This window comes from Olleya sp. NP1-10, assembly GCF_055804415.1.
Genome location: NZ_CM147840.1, coordinates 3,070,470 through 3,090,196 on the forward strand (window position 1 = coordinate 3,070,470; position 19,727 = coordinate 3,090,196).

The 19,727-nt window shown below is 31.2% G+C and carries 14 protein-coding genes and 1 pseudogene; 4 read left to right on the plus strand and 11 right to left on the minus strand.

What is annotated here, in order from left to right:
- Nucleotides 1-42: 42 nt before the first annotated feature.
- From AC0L4B_RS14450 to AC0L4B_RS14490, 9 genes and pseudogenes are all read right to left on the minus strand, one after another.
- Nucleotides 43-1,938 (minus strand): acetate--CoA ligase, encoded by a 1,896-nt coding sequence (locus tag AC0L4B_RS14450; RefSeq protein WP_473437547.1) that lies wholly within the window; start codon nucleotides 1,936-1,938, stop codon nucleotides 43-45.
- A 292-nt stretch (nucleotides 1,939-2,230) separates the two neighbouring features.
- Nucleotides 2,231-2,596, minus strand: a complete 366-nt coding sequence (locus tag AC0L4B_RS14455; protein WP_028606278.1) for a response regulator transcription factor — start codon at nucleotides 2,594-2,596, stop codon at nucleotides 2,231-2,233.
- Nucleotides 2,597-2,613: 17 nt separating this feature from the next.
- A pseudogene (locus tag AC0L4B_RS14460) lies at nucleotides 2,614-5,303 on the minus strand (ATP-binding protein).
- Nucleotides 5,304-5,660: 357 nt separating this feature from the next.
- Complete coding sequence (locus tag AC0L4B_RS14465) at nucleotides 5,661-7,427, minus strand: sodium:solute symporter family protein (RefSeq protein WP_473437548.1); 1,767 nt, start codon at nucleotides 7,425-7,427, stop codon at nucleotides 5,661-5,663.
- A 32-nt stretch (nucleotides 7,428-7,459) separates the two neighbouring features.
- Entirely contained in the window at nucleotides 7,460-7,720 is a 261-nt protein-coding gene (locus AC0L4B_RS14470; protein ID WP_054851225.1) for a DUF4212 domain-containing protein, read from the minus strand.
- Nucleotides 7,721-7,732: 12 nt separating this feature from the next.
- On the minus strand, nucleotides 7,733-8,980 hold the full coding sequence (locus AC0L4B_RS14475; protein ID WP_473437549.1) for a hypothetical protein: 1,248 nt from the start codon (nucleotides 8,978-8,980) through the stop codon (nucleotides 7,733-7,735).
- A gap of 106 nt (nucleotides 8,981-9,086) precedes the next feature.
- Nucleotides 9,087-9,506, minus strand: a complete 420-nt coding sequence (locus AC0L4B_RS14480) for a transposase-like zinc-binding domain-containing protein (protein ID WP_473437550.1) — start codon at nucleotides 9,504-9,506, stop codon at nucleotides 9,087-9,089.
- Between the two features lie 160 nt (nucleotides 9,507-9,666).
- A complete protein-coding gene (locus AC0L4B_RS14485) occupies nucleotides 9,667-10,020 on the minus strand; it encodes a DUF779 domain-containing protein (protein WP_473437551.1) in 354 nt (117 codons plus the stop codon).
- 66 nt (nucleotides 10,021-10,086) lie between these two features.
- Nucleotides 10,087-11,586 carry an aldehyde dehydrogenase family protein gene (locus AC0L4B_RS14490; RefSeq protein ID WP_473437552.1) on the minus strand — a complete coding sequence of 500 codons (1,500 nt, stop codon included), beginning with the start codon at nucleotides 11,584-11,586 and terminating at the stop codon, nucleotides 10,087-10,089.
- A 172-nt stretch (nucleotides 11,587-11,758) separates the two neighbouring features.
- Here AC0L4B_RS14490 and AC0L4B_RS14495 point away from each other — a divergent pair, with 172 nt between their 5' ends.
- From AC0L4B_RS14495 to AC0L4B_RS14510, 4 genes are all read left to right on the plus strand, one after another.
- Nucleotides 11,759-12,679 carry an AraC family transcriptional regulator gene (locus AC0L4B_RS14495; protein WP_473437553.1) on the plus strand — a complete coding sequence of 307 codons (921 nt, stop codon included), beginning with the start codon at nucleotides 11,759-11,761 and terminating at the stop codon, nucleotides 12,677-12,679.
- Between the two features lie 344 nt (nucleotides 12,680-13,023).
- Nucleotides 13,024-14,799, plus strand: coding sequence for a transglutaminase-like domain-containing protein (locus AC0L4B_RS14500; RefSeq protein WP_473437554.1), 1,776 nt, complete (start codon nucleotides 13,024-13,026; stop codon nucleotides 14,797-14,799).
- Nucleotides 14,800-15,037: 238 nt separating this feature from the next.
- The gene (locus AC0L4B_RS14505) at nucleotides 15,038-15,760 is read left to right on the plus strand and encodes a hypothetical protein (protein WP_473437555.1); all 723 of its coding nucleotides are present in this window, start codon (nucleotides 15,038-15,040) and stop codon (nucleotides 15,758-15,760) included.
- Nucleotides 15,761-16,246: 486 nt separating this feature from the next.
- Nucleotides 16,247-16,963 carry a hypothetical protein gene (locus tag AC0L4B_RS14510; protein ID WP_473437556.1) on the plus strand — a complete coding sequence of 239 codons (717 nt, stop codon included), beginning with the start codon at nucleotides 16,247-16,249 and terminating at the stop codon, nucleotides 16,961-16,963.
- Between the two features lie 132 nt (nucleotides 16,964-17,095).
- Here AC0L4B_RS14510 and AC0L4B_RS14515 read toward each other — a convergent pair whose 3' ends face one another.
- Nucleotides 17,096-18,169 (minus strand): right-handed parallel beta-helix repeat-containing protein, encoded by a 1,074-nt coding sequence (locus AC0L4B_RS14515; RefSeq protein ID WP_473437557.1) that lies wholly within the window; start codon nucleotides 18,167-18,169, stop codon nucleotides 17,096-17,098.
- 129 nt (nucleotides 18,170-18,298) lie between these two features.
- Entirely contained in the window at nucleotides 18,299-19,675 is a 1,377-nt protein-coding gene (locus tag AC0L4B_RS14520; protein ID WP_473437558.1) for an alanine/glycine:cation symporter family protein, read from the minus strand.
- Nucleotides 19,676-19,727: the final 52 nt, after the last annotated feature.

The window sequence follows — 19,727 nt, forward strand, 5'->3', positions numbered from 1 at the left end:
TTGTTTTTTTAGTTGTTTTATAGTCTAATTACAATTTAGATTTTATTTATGAATCCCAATCTTATGGGTTTTATATACTATTTTAATTTCGTCTATTATTGTTACGTCATCTATAGTTGATGGTATATTATACTGTTGCTCATCAGCGATATTACGCAACAATTTACGAAGAATTTTTCCACTACGCGTCTTTGGTAATCGGTTTACTACCAAGACCTCTCTAAAGGAGGCTACTGCACCAATTTCGCGACGTACATCTTGTATAATTTCTTTTTGAATGGCATCATTATTTAAAGCTGTTTCTGTTTTTAAAACCACTAATCCTAATGATTTTTGACCTTTAAGTTGGCAATGCACACCAAATACTGCACATTCTGCAACAGATTTGTGTGAGGATACAATTTCTTCCATTTCGGCTGTGGATAAACGATGTCCTGCAACGTTTATAACATCGTCTACACGACCTGTTATAAATACATAGTCATCTTCATCTTTATAACCTCCATCTCCAGAAAAATAATAACCAGGAAAACGATTTAAATAACCAGATTTAAAACGTTCTGGATTTCCCCAAAGGTTACTTAATGTTCCTGGTGGTAATGGCAATTTTATTACAACGTAGCCTTCTACACTAGATTTTACTTGCTCTCCTTCTTCATTTAAAATATGAATATCATAGCCACAAACAGGTAATCCAGCCGAACCTGGTTTTACATCCTGTAATCCTACTCCAACCATATTACAAATCATTGGCCATCCGCTTTCGGTTTGCCACCAATGGTCAATTACAGGAATTTGAAGTTTTTCTTCTGTCCAACTTAGAGTTGCAACATCACAACGCTCTCCTGCTAAAAACAAATATTTTAGACAAGACAAATCAAAACGCTTTAGCATTTGTCCTTTAGGATCTTCTTTTTTAATAGCTCTGATAGCTGTTGGAGCTGTAAACATTGCTTTTACATTATGCTCACTAATCACACGCCAAAATGTTGAAGCATCTGGTGTTTTAATAGGCTTTCCTTCAAAAACAATAGTTGTGTTTCTGTTTAATAATGGTCCGTAAGCAATAAAACTGTGCCCAACAACCCAACCAACATCACTTGCTGCCCAAAAGGTTTGGCCTTCGTTTACTCCATAAATATATTTCATAGAGAATTTTAAAGCGGTTGCATAACCTCCTGTATCTCTAATAATTCCTTTTGGAGTTCCTGTGGTTCCAGAAGTGTATAATATGTATGAAGGATGCGTAGATTGTACAGGAATAGCTTGTATTGATGGAGATCCTTCGACTAAAGTTTGGTAATCTATATCGTAGCTTTTCTTAGGAATATCCACACCTAATTGTCTATCAAAAACAATGACATATTCTGGCTTTACTTCCGCTTTAGCGATTGCTTGATCTACAAACGGTTTGTATGGAATAATTTTCTGGATTTCTACTCCGTTTGATGCTGTAATAATTGCTTTTGGCTTACAATCGTTAATTCTAATTGCTAATTCATGTGGTGCAAAACCTCCAAAAACAACCGAATGTATTACACCAATTCTTGCACAGGCGAGCATAGCATAAATTGCTTGCGGAATCATAGGCATATAAATGATACAAGTATCGCCTTTTTGTAATCCTAAACCTTGTAAGCCACCTGCTAGTTTTGATACTTCGTGGTGTAATTGATTGAAGGTGATATGTTGTTTTGTATTTGTAACTGGAGAGTCATAAATTATAGCATTCTGTTCTCCAAAACCATCATTAATATGTTTGTCTATACATAAATAACTCAAGTTAAGTTCTCCATCCTGAAACCATTGATCATAGTCATATTTATCTTTAGACAATATGCGCTTTGGTGTTTTAAGCCAATCTAATTGTAAGGCCTGTTCTTGCCAAAATAGCTCAGGTTGCTTTATACTTTTTTTATAAAATTGATCATAATACATAATTAGGCCTTTTTAGTATTAAATAAGCCGAACCAATTAGGATTAAGTACTTTTAATTTGATAAGTGCATAGATTATAAGCACAAAACATAATCCCAAAACTATAGATAGCATAGGACTTGTATAGGTTTGACTTTCAAATTTAAACCTAAGATAAAGCGTAACGATAATATAAATACTGATTATAATATCTGACGCTAATGGATTGATGTGAAATTTCATGTCTTTAAACTTTAATTAAACTTAGTTTGTTTGCACACAAAACCAATTTTAAATAAACTTAAAAAACTGCTTTAAGTCACTAGTTCCAGTATTTCTGAAACTATTTTTTTTACTGAAAAAGGTTTTGTTAAATATTTATCTGCTCCAAGTTTTAAACCTTTTTCAATATCTGAAGCCTTATTTTTAGCTGTTAAAAACACCACTTTGGTTGCCTTTAAACTGTCTGTATTTTTAATATGTGTCAAAGTTTGATAACCGTCTACATTTGGCATCATAACATCTAACAATATTACATTAGGAATATGATGTTTTAAAATCTCTAAAGCTTCACTTCCATCTCTTGCAATAAATACTTCAAAACCTTGTTTTTTGAAAGTATATTCTAACGACATGACAATATTGGGTTCGTCGTCTACAATTAAAATTTTCTTCTTCATACTTTATAGACAACAATTTACTTAAAAGGTATTGTAAAAACAAGTGTAGCACCATTTTTAACGTCTTTTTTTGCCCAAATTTTTCCGTTATGCTTTTCTACTATTTGTTTTGTTATTGCTAAACCTAATCCGCTACCTTCTGGTTTAATAGTATTTTGGTGTTTTGATTGGTAAAATTTATCAAAAATATAATCCTGATCTTCTTCCGGAATACCTTTACCGTTGTCACTTACAGAAATTTCTACTACAGCATTACCTAATTTTAAATCAACAATAATTTCTCCGGTTTTAGGATTGCAAAACTTGATTGCATTGGACAATAAATTAGTTAACACTTGAAGGATACGATCCTCGTCATAATTAGTTTTAAAACTATGACTATTATTATTAATTATTTTCACCTCTTTTTTACTAGCAATTTGCGAGATGCTACTAATAGCTTTAGTTATAGTTTTTTGAAGATCTTGATACTGCAAATCTAAATGTAAACGACCAGTTTCCAACTTTTCAAAATCAAGAATATTGTGTATTAAGCGTCCCAAACGATCTGAATCTTGTAGTATATTTTTTAGAAACTGTGCTTTTATTTCTTGAGGCATGTCATCGTCTTCATCCATCAAAAGCTCGGTAGCTGCTCTAATACCTGTAATTGGTGTTTTAAGCTCGTGCGCTACAGTGTCTAAAAACTCGTCTTTTTGCTTGTCTTTGGTTAATAACTCTTCATTGACATCTTTTAATTTTGAAGACAGTTTAGATAACTCATTTGACTTTTCTAATAGTACCTTATTACTAACAATGTTTTCTTTAGACTCTTCTAAAATTTTCAACACTTCTACTAAGCTAATCTGTTCTTCCTTGACTACGCTAGCAATTAATATTTTGGCTGAAGCCGAACCAATGCTTCCTGTTAACAATTTTTCAGAAAAATTAATTAATCGTGCGTCTGCTAATTGGGTGTCCTGAGGCAATTTATATTTTGTGAAGAATATTTTTAATGCTCGAGTGGCTCTTTTTTCACCTAAAAAACGAATCAATACATTTTTAATATCTGCAACATATGCTTCTCCTTTCCAAACCAACGCACTATCCTGAAGCGTTGTAAAATTATTGCTATCTACAAACATCTCTGCATAATTACGTTCTCGGTAATTTCCTTTTGAGGTTAATGAAAACACTAAATAACTCATGATGTTAAACGTCATACTCCAGAAAAAAGCATGCGCTGGAGGGCTTAAAAAATCTATACCAAATAAAGCGTAAGGTTTTAAAGCTGAAATACCAAACAACCCAAATTGTGTAAAATTATCTGTTCCTGTATATACTTGTAATGTAAATGGCAATATCAAAGTATATATTGCTATAAAAAAACCAACTAGTATACCTATAATTGCTGCTTTTGACGATCCACGATTCCAATACAAACCAATAAAAAAAGAAGGAGCTAATTGTGATATAATAACAAACGATATTAAACCAATAGAATACAATGACAATTCTTTTGAAAAAATCACATAAAAGAAATATGCAGTTATTATGATGGTAAAAATAGAAATACGACGAATGTTTTTAATGTATTTAGAATTGCGTTCTGGCTGGTTTTTTATAAACTTCTCTAAAAAACCATAAGGAATAATTAAGTTATTACTTACCATTGTAGACAATGCTAAAGTAGAGACAATAACCATTGATATTACAGCCGAAAAACCACCCAAAAACACCAATGTTGCTAGAAACGAATTTCCGTTTTCTAAAGGAAGTAGTAACGAATAATATTCTGAGTTTTGCGTCTCACCAAAGGTTAGCTTACCAGCCCAAGCAATAAAAACAACAAACAGATTAAATAATAAAAGATACAAAGGAAACAACCAAATTGCCTTTTTTAAATGCTTTTCTCTGTTGTTTTCTAAAACCGAAACCTGAAATTGTCTTGGTAGTAAAAATATGGCCATAAAAGACAAACCAATTAAGAAAAACCAATTAAAACCATCTTCTATTCCACTTAGTGTGGTGAGCTGTTTAAAATTTTCGGTAACTGAAATTTTCTCATAAATATCTGTTGTACCATCAAATAGATAAAACGTCACATAAACTCCTATTGCCAAAAAGAAGACCAGTTTTAAAATTGACTCAAAAGCTACAGTAGCAATGATTCCTTTATGTTTTTCGGAAGCATCAGCATTTTGTGTTCCAAAAAAAGTAGCAAATATGGCTAATAATAACGCAACGTAAAATGTGGAATCGTCTATTACTGTTGTGGAGACATAACTAGTATCGTCGGACATGATCTCAAACGTTTCAGAGACTGCTTTTAATTGTAATGAAATGTATGGCAACGTCCCAAATAAACATACAATGGTTACTAAAGCACCTAGAAATCTACTATTACCATAACGTAATGAAATAAAATCTGCAATAGATGAGATTTTATGTTGTTTTGAAATCCTGATAATCTTTCTAAGTACAACAATCCATAAAGGTGCAGCAATAACTGGCCCTAAATAAATAGGTAAAAAATTAATACCCGAATTTGCTGCAATACCAACACTACCATAATACGTCCAAGCAGAACAATAGACTGCCAATGATAATGTATACACATATGGATTATTTACCCACTTACTTTGTCGTTTTTTTCAGCAAGAAAAGCAATGTAAAATAACACTGCTAAGTACATTATAATTATGATTACTAATGCGTAGTTATTCATAATGGCGTTTTAATACAATATATGAAATAACGATGGATAGCAACCAAATTGAAAATATTGAAAAATATAAGGTCGGGATACCAAAAAGAGCGCCTTCAAAATTAAAAATTAATATGAATGGTACATTAAAAATTAAACACAATGCTATAGATAAAACTACTAGCTTTTGTTCGTGTCTTTTTTTCATTTGGTTTATTGAATTTCTTTTCCGCGAAAGCGAAAATTTTATGATATCACTAATATAAGAAAATCAGCACTACTAAATGTAATGCTGACTTCCTAACTAACTAAATTTAAATTAAGTTCAATATTCTTCTTTAGCTTTTGTTAAAAAATATTCAGACAGAACTCAATATTTTAATGGTCTTGAGCTTCACCTGCTCCTGAAGGGATTCTAATACTTTCAACCATATCTTGTACATCTTGTGGAGGTGCTGGTGTTAATCTAGAAACGACTAATGATATTACAATATTTACGCACATTGCAATAGTACCAAATCCTTCTGGAGAAGTACCAAACCACCAATCTGCACTTGTACCACCACCAAACATATTTAGTTTAAATTTCATCATGTAAAATAGCATTAGTACAATACCTACAACCATACCTGAAATGGCTCCTTGGCTATTCATACGTTTATCAAAAATACCCAAGATAATAGCAGGAAAAAAGGAGGCTGCTGCCAAACCAAATGCTAGCGCGACGACTGCTGCCACAAATCCGGGTGGATTAATACCAAAATAACCTGCAATTAATATAGCTACAAATATGGCTATTCTAGCTACTTTTAATTCGTCTTTATCAGAGATATCTGGCTTTAATTGTTTTTTAACTAAATCGTGAGATACAGATGTCGAAATCACCAATAGTAATCCTGCTGCTGTAGACAATGCTGCTGCCAATCCTCCTGCTGCGACTAAGCCAATAACCCAATTAGGTAAATTAGCAATCTCTGGATTTGCTAATACCATAATATCTCTATCTACGTATAACTCGTTTGAAGCATCACTTACGTTAGCTACTACACGCTCTCCATTTGCTCCTCTTGCATCAGTATATTCTGGTTTTTTACCTGATAAAGCGTTTCCTGCAACATATTGAATTTTTCCATCTCCATTTTTATCAGACCAGGCTATCAATCCTGTGTTTTCCCAATTTTTAAACCATTCTGGAATTTCTTTATATTCTTTATTACTAACAGTTTCAATTAAATTAGTTCTTGAAAATACTGCAATTGCAGGTGCTGTTGTGTATAAAATAGCTATTAAAAACAAAGCATAACCAGCAGATTTACGAGCATCTTTTACTTTTGGAACAGTGAAAAAACGGACAATTACGTGTGGTAATCCTGCTGTACCTGTCATTAATGCTAAGGTAATAGCAAAAACATCCCAAGTACTTTTGGTACCGCTTGTATATTCGTTAAAACCTAATTGAGTATGCAAAGTATCTAATTTATCTAGTAAAAAAGCGCCACCTTCAACTTTTCCTCCCATCCCTATTTGAGGGATGATATTTCCGGTCATTTGCATTGAGATAAAAAACGCAGGAACCATAAATGCAAATATTAATACACAATACTGAGCCACTTGTGTGTATGTAATACCTTTCATTCCTCCTAATAAAGCAAAGGTTAAAACCACTGCCATACCAATTATTACACCTATATTAATATCTACCTGTAAAAATTGAGAAAACACAATACCAACACCACGCATTTGTCCTGCAACATAAGTAAACGAAACAATTAATGCACAAATGACTGCTACTGTTCTTGCTGTATTTGAGTAATATCTATCTCCAATAAAATCTGGAACTGTAAACTTTCCAAATTTTCTTAAATATGGTGCTAATAATAGTGCTAAAAGCACATATCCACCTGTCCAACCCATAAGGTAAACAGAACCATCATAACCTGAAAAGGAAATGATACCAGCCATACTAATAAAAGAGGCTGCACTCATCCAATCAGCTGCTGTAGCCATACCATTTGCTAAGGGAGAAACACCTCCACCAGCAACATAAAACTCTTTAGTTGAGCCTGCTCTTGCCCAAATTGCGATTCCAAAATATAAGGCAAAAGTAAGTCCTACTAATAACCATGTCCAAAATTGTACACTCATAATATTATTGTTTTTAAAGTTATTAGTTAAGACTAATCGTCAAAACCGTATTTTTTATCTAGTTTATTCATTAATCTTACGTATACAAATATTAATATTACAAATACGTATATTGAGCCTTGTTGTGCAAACCAGAAACCTAGTTTAAAACCACCCAACCTAAATTGATCCAATTCTTCTCTAAATAAGATTCCGCATCCAAAAGACACTGCAAACCATATGACTAGTAATATGGCTAAATATTTAATATTTTCTTTCCAATACGCTGACGCGTGTTTTTGTTTATCACTCATAGTTGTTAGTTTTTATAGATATATCATAGCTTGAAGCGAAATAGTATTAGAATCTAATGCTCCAAATTCTTGATTTTTATATTCTAAAGTTAATTTTGAATTATGCCCACTCATATAAGCATTTACACCAATACCTAAAGTAGACCTATCGTCACTTACCGCATCATAACTATGCGTACCATAACTAACGTAAGGCTGGTATCTTGTTTTGGTATTATCGCCTTTAAAAACATAGCCAACATGACCATAAACCATGCTACTTGTCCCATACGCACTATATAAATAGTCTTTACCGTAATCACTGTTTTGATAAACAGCATAGGCAGTAATTGCACTTCCTTCTTCTCCAATTGGAGCATCATAAAAAGCATCTACTGCAAATATAGACACGTCTTCTCCTTCTAAATTTGGCGTTAATACTGTTCCTGTATCTATTACAGCGCCTTTTGGATGCAAGAAGAAACCTGCTCCAACATTAAAAATCTTTTTTCCACCTAAATAACTACCTACTTTATAAGGCAGAAAATTGGATTCCTGATCTAAGAAATTATAATCAAAATAACCAGCGTATGTTTTACCAGCAGCTTTAGAACCTAAAGTTGCACGTCCATTATAGACTGCTTCTCCTCCTGCAACAGCAGTTCGAGCATCTAAAGTTGAAACTGAAGCATCATTAATAGCAACGCGATATTGAAACTTATCAAATTTACCTTTTGCAAAGACACCTAAATGACGTGCAAATTGATCTGATAACCCAATTGTTGCCCAAGACTGACGGTTGTTATCCAACGTCATCATATTAAGGGTACTTTGGTTATTTAATCTAGAAATACCATTAAAATAATGCAAACCACCACCAATTGTGTGGTCCTTACCTAAATTGTATTGTGCCCATACATCATGAAAAAAGAGTTGAGAACCATCTCCTTTTCCGGTTGGACTAAGTGTAGCACTTGTTAAACTGTTTAACCCGAAATGTGTAACGATTAAAAAGTCTTTATTAATTTGTGCAAACATTAAAATACGAGCACGACGTAAATTAAAATCTAATTTACTGTTTTCGTTTCCGTTAGCATCAAAAGTGTCATCTGTGTTGTAATTAGCTTGGACTTGTGCCCAAGAAATAAGCCGAAGATATTTAGAACCATCTTCGTTAAATTTAAACTTAAGACCTCCATCATAATCAGGAGAGCCTTGAGCCTTGATTAATTGAATAGACACTAATAAGAGTCCAAACAATATTAAGGTTTGTTTTTTCATTGTTTAAGGGATTAATTAGTAATTAATTGATTTTGTGTGCACTACTAAGCTCTTAAAAACAATGTATTAACAGAAAATTAATATATCTAACTGTTAATTTAATATACTAATCCTTAAAACGCTCCCATTTAATTAACATAAATTTATCTCCTAACTCTGTGACTACAACACCTGCCCCTTTTATATTAGAAGCTTCTGAAAAGTAAACAGCAAGCTCTGAAGCATTTAAAATTTTATAAGTAGGATGATAATTAGAGTTATTAGGACGTTTGATATTGTATTTTTTTACCCAATTCATGATACTAACATGAGAAATCCCTAAAATACGCTCTATTTCTCTATAAGTCAACCCTTCCAAATATAGTTGCAGTGACTTGTTAACATAGTAGTCGTCTATCTTTTTACCTATCTTATTAACAGAGAAAAAATAGTTGCATTTTTTACACTTATAACGTTGTCTGTTGTTAACAATTCCGCTTTTAATGTAATGGTCTGCCCCACAATTAGGACATAAATCTACAGTCATATATATTAATTTAGCATAAATATATCAATTTAGCAATAAATTAAACATTAATTACTTAAATAATTAAATTTTACACATAAAAAAAGCCTTAAAATAGTGAATATCACTAATTTTTAAAGCTTAAATTATTAAAAACATAAAACAACAAATTTACACAGAATCACTTATTAAAAAATATGTCTTCATCTTTAGTTAATAGTCTTGAGTGAATAAAAAAACGTAATCCTAACGGAATCTCTAACGAGAAACTTGCACCTCTACCTTCCGTAATATCTACCGTTAAGTGCGTATGTTTCCAATATTCGAATTGATCCTGATTCATATAAAAATTAACACCGTTTAAGGTCCCTAACAATATATCACTTTCATCTAAATATAAATCACCTTTTTCAAAAACCATAGGTGCAGAACCATCGCAACAACCTCCACTTTGATGAAAAATTAAACCTCCATGTTTTGTTTTTAATTGGTCTAAAACTTTTGCTGCTTTTTCTGTAATTGCTACTCTTTCCATAATTTAAGTTATTAAAAAGGCTGAATTATTAAATAAATCAGCCTTTATGCTATTAATCTGTTTCTACTAAAAGAAACCTAATTTATTTTTATCGTAAGAGATTAACATGTTTTTAGTTTGACGATAATAATTTAACATCATCACATGATTCTCTCTACCAAAACCAGATTTTTTATAACCACCAAATGGCGCATGTGCTGGATAAGAATGATAACAATTTACCCATACACGACCCGCTTTAATAGCTCTTGGTATTTGGTATAATTGATGTGCATCTCTGGTCCATACTCCTGCTCCAAGCCCATAAAGTGTATCATTTGCTATTTCTAAAGCTTCAGCTTCGTCTTTAAATTTTGTAACACAAACTACAGGCCCAAAAATTTCTTCTTGGAACACTCGCATTTTATTATGACCTTCTAGTATTGTTGGTTTGATATAAAACCCTTCAGCTAAATTACCCGATAATGTATTAGCAGATCCTCCTGCCAGCACTTTTGCACCTTCTTCTTTTCCTATCTCTATATAAGATTGTATTTTTTCGTATTGATCTTTGGACGCTTGAGCACCAACCATTGTATTTACATCTAGTGGATTGTCTTGTATTATAGCATTCGTTCTTTCAACTACACGCTTCATGAAAGCATCATAAATATCCTCTTGAACCAAAATTCTAGAAGGAGCGGTACACACCTCTCCTTGATTAAAGGCAAATAAAACAGCGCCTTCAATTGCTTTATCTAAAAAAGCATCGTCGTGATCCATAACCGAATTAAAGAATACGTTTGGCGATTTACCACCTAATTCCATTGTTACAGGATTTAAATTTTTAGAGGCGTACTGCATAATTAATTGACCTGTTGTAGTTTCGCCTGTAAACGCCACTTTATCTACTTTAGGGCTTGATGCCAATGGTTTACCTGCTTCAGGACCAAATCCGTGTACAATATTTATAACACCAGGAGGAAATACATCAGCTATTTTTTCCATTAACAAAGTGGCTGTTGATGGTGTTTGTTCTGCTGGTTTTAAAACCACACAATTTCCTGTGACTAAAGCTGGAGGCAACTTCCAAGACAACATTAATAGAGGAAAATTCCAAGGAATAATTTGTCCAACCACACCTAGTGGTTCCTTAATATTCATGGATAATGTGTGTTGGTCTAACTCGGTTGCACTGCCTTCTTCAGATCTAATACAAGCTGCAAAATAACGCCAATGATCCACACATAATGGCATGTCTGCGTTTAAAGTTTCTCTAATAGGTTTACCATTATCACAGGTTTCCATAATAGCAAATTCCTCTAAATTGGCTTCAATAATATCTGCTACTTTATTTAACAACGTTGCTCTTTCTGTAGCTGAGGTGTTTCCCCAAGCTTCTTTTGCTGCATTAGCTGCATCCAAAGCCATTTCGACATCTTCCTTTTGCGATCTTGGATATTTAGCTATTAAACTGTTGTCTATTGGAGACGTATTTTCAAAATATTGACCATCTAAGGGTTCTACAAATTTTCCGTTTATAAAATTGCCATATTTTTCTTTAAATTTTGGTTTAGAATAACTCATATAATTTCTTGTTAAATTAGTGAATAGATAATTTTTTAGTTTAAAAAATATATTATATTTATTTTTGATAAAGTTATTTTATCATATTCTAATTATCCTGAACATAATTATCATAATCTTGAACATATCTATTATTAACAGATAAGTGTATTAATTTTTTGTAGTATTGAATATGCAGTCCTTATTAAATCATCATAGAAACAACCGAAAACTGACCACCTTAGTGGAGAACAGAACGACCTATAATGCAGATTATGCAGAACTTAATATTTATGAAACACACGCTTTCGCGGAAAAAGTGTCGTTAACTTTTAACTTCCCGATTATTGCAAGTATGTTAACTGGACAGAAAATTATGCATATCGATGGTTTTGAAGCTTTTAATTTTTTTCCTGGTGAATCCGTAGTCATGCCAACTAACAAGGAAATGATTATCGATTTTCCTATTGCTACAAAACAACAACCAACGCAATGTTTAGCCTTAGGTATTGATGCTTTTAAAATTGACGAAGTTGTCGAAAAATTTAACCAACATGTCGCTATTGAAAACGAGAATAACAATTGGGATTTAGATCAAAGTACATCGCATTTAATAAATAACACAGACGTTAATCATTTAATTGAAAGATTAACCTATACGTTTACCAATAACAATAAATCTAAAGATGTATTATTGGATTTGATGATACAAGAATTGATTGTCAGACTACTCCAAACTAAAGCTAAGTCATTAATTATAAATGATCCCAATCAGGTGTTTAACGACACTAGGATTGGAAATGTTATAAAATTTATTAAAAATAACTTAACTAACAAAGATATTAGTGTTGACTTATTGGCCAAAAAAGCTTACATGAGCACGTCTCACTTCCATAAACAGTTTAAAAACACTTTAGGAATTTCTCCGATAGACTACATAAATTCTGAAAAAATCAAATTTTCTAAAAAACTAATTAAAGAATCTAAAGATTTTAGAATGTCCGAAATTGCTTTTAAATCTGGTTTTAATAATACCAGTTATTTTAACCGACAATTTAAAAAAATGGAACTAATGACACCTCAACAATTTAAGGCTTCGATAAATAAAGGGTAATTTTTTTGCAATAGTTACGATGTAGAATATATTTTATTTCAACTATTTTTTGCAGAATATATTAAAGATATTTACATGTAATTACTTGCCTCATAAAATTAAATTTACTAGTAACTATCAATATAATCTATCGAAAATACAGGATACTATTTTTGTAAACGTTTGAAAAAAATTATATTCGTTTTCTAAATAAACGCTATGCTCAAGATTACAGTCTACCTTATTCTAACCTTATTTTCTTTTCAATTTTTATTAGCTCAAAAAAAGCAGATCCAACAGACTCAGAACAACACTACGCTGAGCAATTAAAAAAACAATTTCCGGATGATAATATCGCTTTAGATATGAGTAAGGATATTCTTACTTTTAACTATAATAAAAACAACGACAAAGTCACTGTTAATCATATCTTAAAAGAAACACTTATCAATTTAGATTCACGTTCGGATATTCAATTATACTGTTTTTATGATGATCAAACTGAAGTAAATGAATTTAATATAACATATAAAACAAATAAGGACACCCAATTTTACATTAAAGATGAAGCCTACACTAGTCAAGGTTTATTTCACGTCGACACTCGTGTAAAATACACTAATATAGATTTTCCTTTATTAGGATACAAATATCATAATACCATTAACAAAAAATATTTAGATGTAAAATATCTGACTAAATTATATTTTAATAGTAATTATCCTACCGTCAATAAAACCATTAAAATTGAAGTACCTGACTGGTTAGATATTGAATTAAAAGAGGTGAATTTTGATGGTTACGACATCAAAAAAACAATCATAAATAATCCAAAAAGAAAGTCCAACACACATACTTACAACATTACAAATATAAAAGCAATGTCTAAAGAGAGAAATTCTCCTGGCCCAACTTATATTTATCCTCACATTTTAATACTTGCTAAATCATATACTATAAAAAATGATAAAAAAGTACTTTTTGCAAATACTCTAGACTTATACAATTGGTATAAATCTCTTGTTAATGAATTAAAAAATGATAATTCAATACTAAAAAATAAAGTTATTGAACTGACACAAAACGCAAAAACTGATGAAGATAAAATAAAAAACATCTATTATTGGGTTCAAGATAATATTAGATATATTGCTTTTGAAGATGGCATTGCAGGTTTTAAGCCTGATGAAGCTTCCTCTGTATTCACTAAACGCTTTGGAGATTGTAAAGGTATGGCAAACCTGACTAAACAAATGCTTGTTGAGGCTGGATTTGACGCTAGATTAACTTGGATTGGTACTAAAAGAATTGCTTATGATTATTCTATACCAAGTTTATCCGTTGACAACCATATGATATGCACTTTATTTAAAGATGGAAAAACCATCTTTTTAGATGCTACAGAAAAATTTAATCCATATGGAGAATATGCAGATCGCATTCAAGGTAAACAAGTTTTAATTGAAGATTCTAATAAATATATTATAAAAACAGTACCAATCAGCAAAGCCTCCTTTAACAAAGAAGTCTTTAATTATGACCTGTCATTAAAAGGAGAAGCCATAATAGGGAAAGCTACAGAACAATATAATGGAGAAAGTCGATCAAGTTTACTGTATTACTTTAATACTATTGAAAATGATAAAAAAAATACGTTTTTAGAATATTATTTAAATGAAGGAAATAATAATATTATAGTTTCAAACATTAATACAACAGACTTAAACAATAGAGAATCAAATATTGACATATCATATGATGTTAAAGTAAACAATGCTGTATCTTCATTTGACAACACGTTATACGTGGACTTAGATTTTGATAAAGAATTTTTAAACTATGACTTTAAAGACCGAGAGACCGACTTTGTTTTTAGTTCTAAAAAACATATAGAATCTAATACACGCTTAAAAATTCCTTCAGGGTATACCGTTTCAGAGTTACCTAAAGATATAAGTATAAAAAATGAGAATTATAATTTATCTGTAAGTTTCTTGAAAGAAAACAACATTATAAAGTACAGTAAATCTTTCAAAATTACAAATGCTAAAATTGAGAAAAAAGATTTCCCTGAATGGAATAATTTTATCTCACAACTTTCTAATCTATATAAAGAACAAATTATCCTAACCAAGCAATAATGAAAAAATCACTAATACTAACGTTCGCTTTTATTCTTTCGACTCAATTATTTAGTCAAACAAAAATCGCAAAAGAGGCAGAAGCTTTTTTTGGGGAGCAAATGATACACATAAATCAAGTTTTGATATCCCGAAAAAATGGGCTAACGAATCTGCTGTAATCCTCTATAAAAATGAAAATTACGATTTCCATAAGTTTGGAAAAAATGTAACCTATACAACTTCTATTAGAAAACGTGTGAAATTATTAGATGCTGCTGCTGTAGAAGAATTTTCTGAATTTTCTTTTGTAAATAGATTTAGATCAAATAAAGGACGCTATACTTGGAGAAGTAAGGGTAATAATGTGATTGGAGTTAAAATAGTAAAACCTGATGGGAAAGAAATTATCATTGATGTTTCTAAAGATGCAGTTACAGTCGATGGAGAAAATAAATTAGCCATATCTAATCTTGAAGTTGGAGATATTATAGATTATTACTTTTACAAAGTAGAACCTTTCAAGTCTACTTACCCTGTAGGCTTTGACCCTGTTGAAAACACCTTATCTGAAGAATATCCTATCTTAGAATTTAAACTCTTTTTTGAAACTGAAAATGATTTTTTAAACTTCAACACATATAATGGTGCGCCTGAATTAGAAGAGTTAGCTTCTGAAAAAAACAATCAACGTCGGTATAAATTAGAAGTAAACGATATTGAAAAAATAGAATTTCCTATTTGGTATTATTCACTATTAGAATTACCATCCTATAAATTTCAGGTTTTCTTTGCAAGAAGAAGTACTTATGAAAAAAGAGCCTTAGCATTTTTGTCTCCAAAAGAAGCTATAGTAAAAAAAAGTGTATCTGAAGAGGACGTTTTAGAACTTTATGAACATCGTTTTAAACCACAAGGAGATATTGGAGACCTTAAAGGTTTTTTCAAAAAAAGAAATATACTGATGACTCTAAAAAAGTAACAGATGCGTATTATTATATGCGCCATTACTACTTAACACGATTTATTGAAGCTTTTTTTCAAATGAGGCAAGTATACTAAATTATCCATTTTCTTACTATGGAAATTCCCCTGTATTTATTGAAAACGAGAAACAGTTTATCAGACACTTTACATCCTTTCTAAAACGTCAAAAAATAGATTATGACATAGTAATTGCTAAGAAAAAGTATGATGGCACCATCGATGATCTTTTAATAGAACAAAATGTTTCTGTACTTTTAAAGGTGAAAACACCTTCTCCTTTATATGCCTCTTTTTTGGACCACATACAAGTATCAATCAATATTCGCCCTATTTAGAAGGTACTGATGTTTATTTACTTTCTAATTCTAAAGGTCGTATTGATGGTATTACTAAAAGTAAGTTACCAAGTTCAACTTTTAAAGATAATGTAACACAAAAAGAAATCTCATTATCATTAAATCAGGATTTTTCAAAAATAAATGTGGTAACATTAAATAAATTCAAAGGTCACTTTAAAGAAGACGAACAATACTCTACCTTATTACTTCACGACTATGTATATGAAGATTATGATAAATATGGAACAGAATCTTTACTAGAACTTATTCGTAATAAAAAGATAAAAAACAAATTTGAAAAAGAATTTAGCGCTTTAATTGAAAAACTAGAGAAAAGACAAAAAGAAAATCTTAAAAAAAGTATTGAAAATGAATTTAATATACAAGATGCAAAAGGTTACAACTATGATATTAAAAGTACAGGACGTTATGGTCTAAACTCTACTTTTTCATTTGAAGAAACTTATAGCATAGAAAATAGTTTAATTAAAAAAGCTGGTCCAAATTATATTTTTGAAATAGGAAAATTTATTGGTGGACAAATTGATCTTGACAAAGACCAAAAGATAAGAACCGAAAATGTCCATATGAAATTTCCACGATCAATAAACTACCAAATAAAACTAGAAATTCCAGAAGGTTATATTGTTAATGGATTGGATAAATTAAACAAGTCAGTAGATAATAGTGCAGGTTCTTTTATTAGCACTGCTAAATTAGAGGGAAAACTTCTTATTATTGATACTAAAAAAGCGTACAAAAGTTCTTTTCTTCTAAACAAAGATTGGCCACTATTAGTTAAGTTTTTAGAAGAAGCCTTACAATTTACTCATGAAAAAATTCTTTTAAAGAAAGCTTAAAAAAGCTTATTAATAAAAAGGTCACATTTTAAACAAATGTGACCTTTTTATTATACGTAATACTTATTATCAATCTTGAGAAGTTATCTAGCCTTCAATAATAAATATTCTCTTATCGTTTACATACGCTAATTACTCAATAAGAATTTTAGTAGCATACGATTTGTTTTTACTATTCATTTTAACAAAATACATTCCAGGAGTAAATTCAGAACAATTTACAGAAACTGTCTTGTCTAAAGTATTTTCAAGTGTTAACTCTAACACTTGTCTTCCCGTTACATCATACATAAATAACGTACCAGAAAAATCAATTGAGAAATTAAAGTTTAAATTATCTGACGCTGGATTTGGATACATTTTAATTCCTTTAGAAGTAGTTAAACTCTCTACTGTTAACGAAGGACACTCACCAATAGCTTCACCATCATCCTCATACGTATTACATTGCCAAACGACACCTGCATCTGTTCTTTGAGGACCAAATTGATGATCTCTACCAAATAAATTATTTATAACAGAAACGTTTGTAGGAACACCAAAACCATTTCCTTTATCAATTATCTGCACACTATAACCTCCTCCGTTAATCCAATTTTCTTCAATTAAAACATCGTCTATAATTCCAACATTAGTAGACATTATAATACACTGACTATTAGCATAAGTAGGATTATCCCAAGGCATATCAAAATTATTCCATCTCATTATACCATTGCCTCCATTTACCATTTGTACTCCATCTGCATGAGCTCCATCTGCATAACCTAACTCGTGAATATAGCAGGATTCGATTAAAAAATTACTTACTGGTTTTAATCCATCATTTCCACTATTCCATATATTACATCTTCTGGCTGTAAAATTATCTCCATAAATAGCTGCGCTTTGCATTCCTCTAATTTCACAATCTTCAATTAATAAATTAGTATAATCATTACCGTTAGAGTCTTCGTAGTTACAACGTATACCATAATAACCGCCAGTTTCTATTAAACAATTTTTAATGGTGACATTATTTGCTTTAATATTTAAAGAACCTGAAATAATTGCATTCTCCAGAATAAAATTATCTGTAGTTATTGTGGTTGTTCCAGTGTATGCTGTTAATGTACCAGTTGTCCCTGTATTTGTTAAATCGGGTTTAACTTGAGAAAAACCATTAACAAACGATAATAAAAATAGAAAAGTAAATAATTGTTTCATACAAAATATAATTTAAAGGATTAATTAAACATTATGTACGTATGAAGTTTACTTTTTGGATCATCTAACAAAAAAACTTTTAATAGCTATTATTTTAACATAAAAAATCTAGATCATTAATAACTATATTTATGATTCTCTCATCCTTTTAAAATATGCTTTGGCTTCTTTTAAAACCTTAGGAGCTAGAATTAATGTAGCTGTCATGGTTGGAATTGCCATTAAAGCAAATACACCATCAATTAAATTAATCATTAATGCAAGAGATGTTGTTGCACCTAGGATTATACTTAAAATATAAAAATAGTTGTAGTAGTGTTTGTATTTATCTCCTATTAAAAACGACAGACATTTCCCTCCATAATATGCATAAGAAAATAATGATGACACACTAAAAATGATAATACATAGCAGTAACAAATAGCGACCAAAAGTTGGCATCGCTACTCCAAAAGCGTTAGCTGTTAGACTTACACCATTAGCTTCTGTTGTTTGCCAAACACCTGTAACTAGAATTGCTAAAGCTGTTAGTGTACATACAATTAAAGTATCTATTGCTGGTCCTAACATGGCTACTAAACCTTCACGAATAGGCTCGTTTGTTTTTGCAGCTCCATGTGCTAAAGGTGCTGTACCAATACCAGCTTCGTTTGAAAACGCACCTCTTCGGATTCCAAGCACGATCAATCCGCCTAAAAGACCACCTAAAAATGCATCGCCTTTATAATTTTCTGCTGCAAAAGCATCTGTAAAAATAAGTTTAAAATACGTTGGCACGACTTCCGCATTAGCGAACAAAATAACAAGTATTAAAACAAAATATAGCAACACCATACTTGGTACTAATTTGGATGCTACTTTGCTAATTCTGTTTAATCCACCTAAAATAACAACCGATGTAATGGTTACTAATACTAATCCAATGATTAAATTAGAGGTGAAATTTACTGTAATTCCGTTTGGCTTTAAAACAATATCATTTATGGCTTGAGTTAATTGATTGACATTAAACACAGGTAAAGCACCAATCAATCCACAAAAACTAAATAAGATAGCTAGCGGTTTCCAGTGTTTACCCAAACCTTCCGTTATAAAATACATTGGTCCTCCTTGAGTGTTTCCTGCACTGTCTTTACCTCTATACATTATAGCTAAACTAGAGGTGAAAAATTTAGTTGACATACCTACTATTGCGCTAATCCACATCCAAAATACTGCTCCAGGACCACCAATTGAAATAGCAACTGCCACTCCTGCAATGTTCCCCATACCAATGGTAGAAGATAATGCTGTAGTTAGAGCTTGAAAATGGGTGATTTCTCCTTCGTCATCCTTATTATCATATTTACCTCTCAGCACTTGTATGGCATGTCCTAGATATCTAAATGGTAAAAATCTAGAAAGAATAAGCAGATATAATCCACCACCAATTAATAAAATTAATAAAGGTAAACCCCAAACAAATGTGGCAAAGTCAGCTATAAAATCGTTTATTTTATCGTACATACAAATACAAAGTTTTAGACTTTAAATATAACCATTATCTTTACATCGCTAA

Excerpts from the sequence above, each read along its gene's own strand:
- AC0L4B_RS14450 (WP_473437547.1), bottom strand. The coding sequence starts at position 1,938 with ATGTATTATGATCAATTTTATAAAAAAAGTATAAAGCAACCTGAGCTA.
- AC0L4B_RS14455 (WP_028606278.1), bottom strand. The coding sequence starts at position 2,596 with ATGAAGAAGAAAATTTTAATTGTAGACGACGAACCCAATATTGTCATG.
- AC0L4B_RS14465 (WP_473437548.1), bottom strand. The coding sequence starts at position 7,427 with ATGAGTGTACAATTTTGGACATGGTTATTAGTAGGACTTACTTTTGCC.
- AC0L4B_RS14470 (WP_054851225.1), bottom strand. The coding sequence starts at position 7,720 with ATGAGTGATAAACAAAAACACGCGTCAGCGTATTGGAAAGAAAATATT.
- AC0L4B_RS14475 (WP_473437549.1), bottom strand. The coding sequence starts at position 8,980 with ATGAAAAAACAAACCTTAATATTGTTTGGACTCTTATTAGTGTCTATT.
- AC0L4B_RS14480 (WP_473437550.1), bottom strand. The coding sequence starts at position 9,506 with ATGACTGTAGATTTATGTCCTAATTGTGGGGCAGACCATTACATTAAA.
- AC0L4B_RS14485 (WP_473437551.1), bottom strand. The coding sequence starts at position 10,020 with ATGGAAAGAGTAGCAATTACAGAAAAAGCAGCAAAAGTTTTAGACCAA.
- AC0L4B_RS14490 (WP_473437552.1), bottom strand. The coding sequence starts at position 11,586 with ATGAGTTATTCTAAACCAAAATTTAAAGAAAAATATGGCAATTTTATA.
- AC0L4B_RS14495 (WP_473437553.1), top strand. The coding sequence starts at position 11,759 with ATGCAGTCCTTATTAAATCATCATAGAAACAACCGAAAACTGACCACC.
- AC0L4B_RS14500 (WP_473437554.1), top strand. The coding sequence starts at position 13,024 with ATGAGTAAGGATATTCTTACTTTTAACTATAATAAAAACAACGACAAA.
- AC0L4B_RS14515 (WP_473437557.1), bottom strand. The coding sequence starts at position 18,169 with ATGAAACAATTATTTACTTTTCTATTTTTATTATCGTTTGTTAATGGT.
- AC0L4B_RS14520 (WP_473437558.1), bottom strand. The coding sequence starts at position 19,675 with ATGTACGATAAAATAAACGATTTTATAGCTGACTTTGCCACATTTGTT.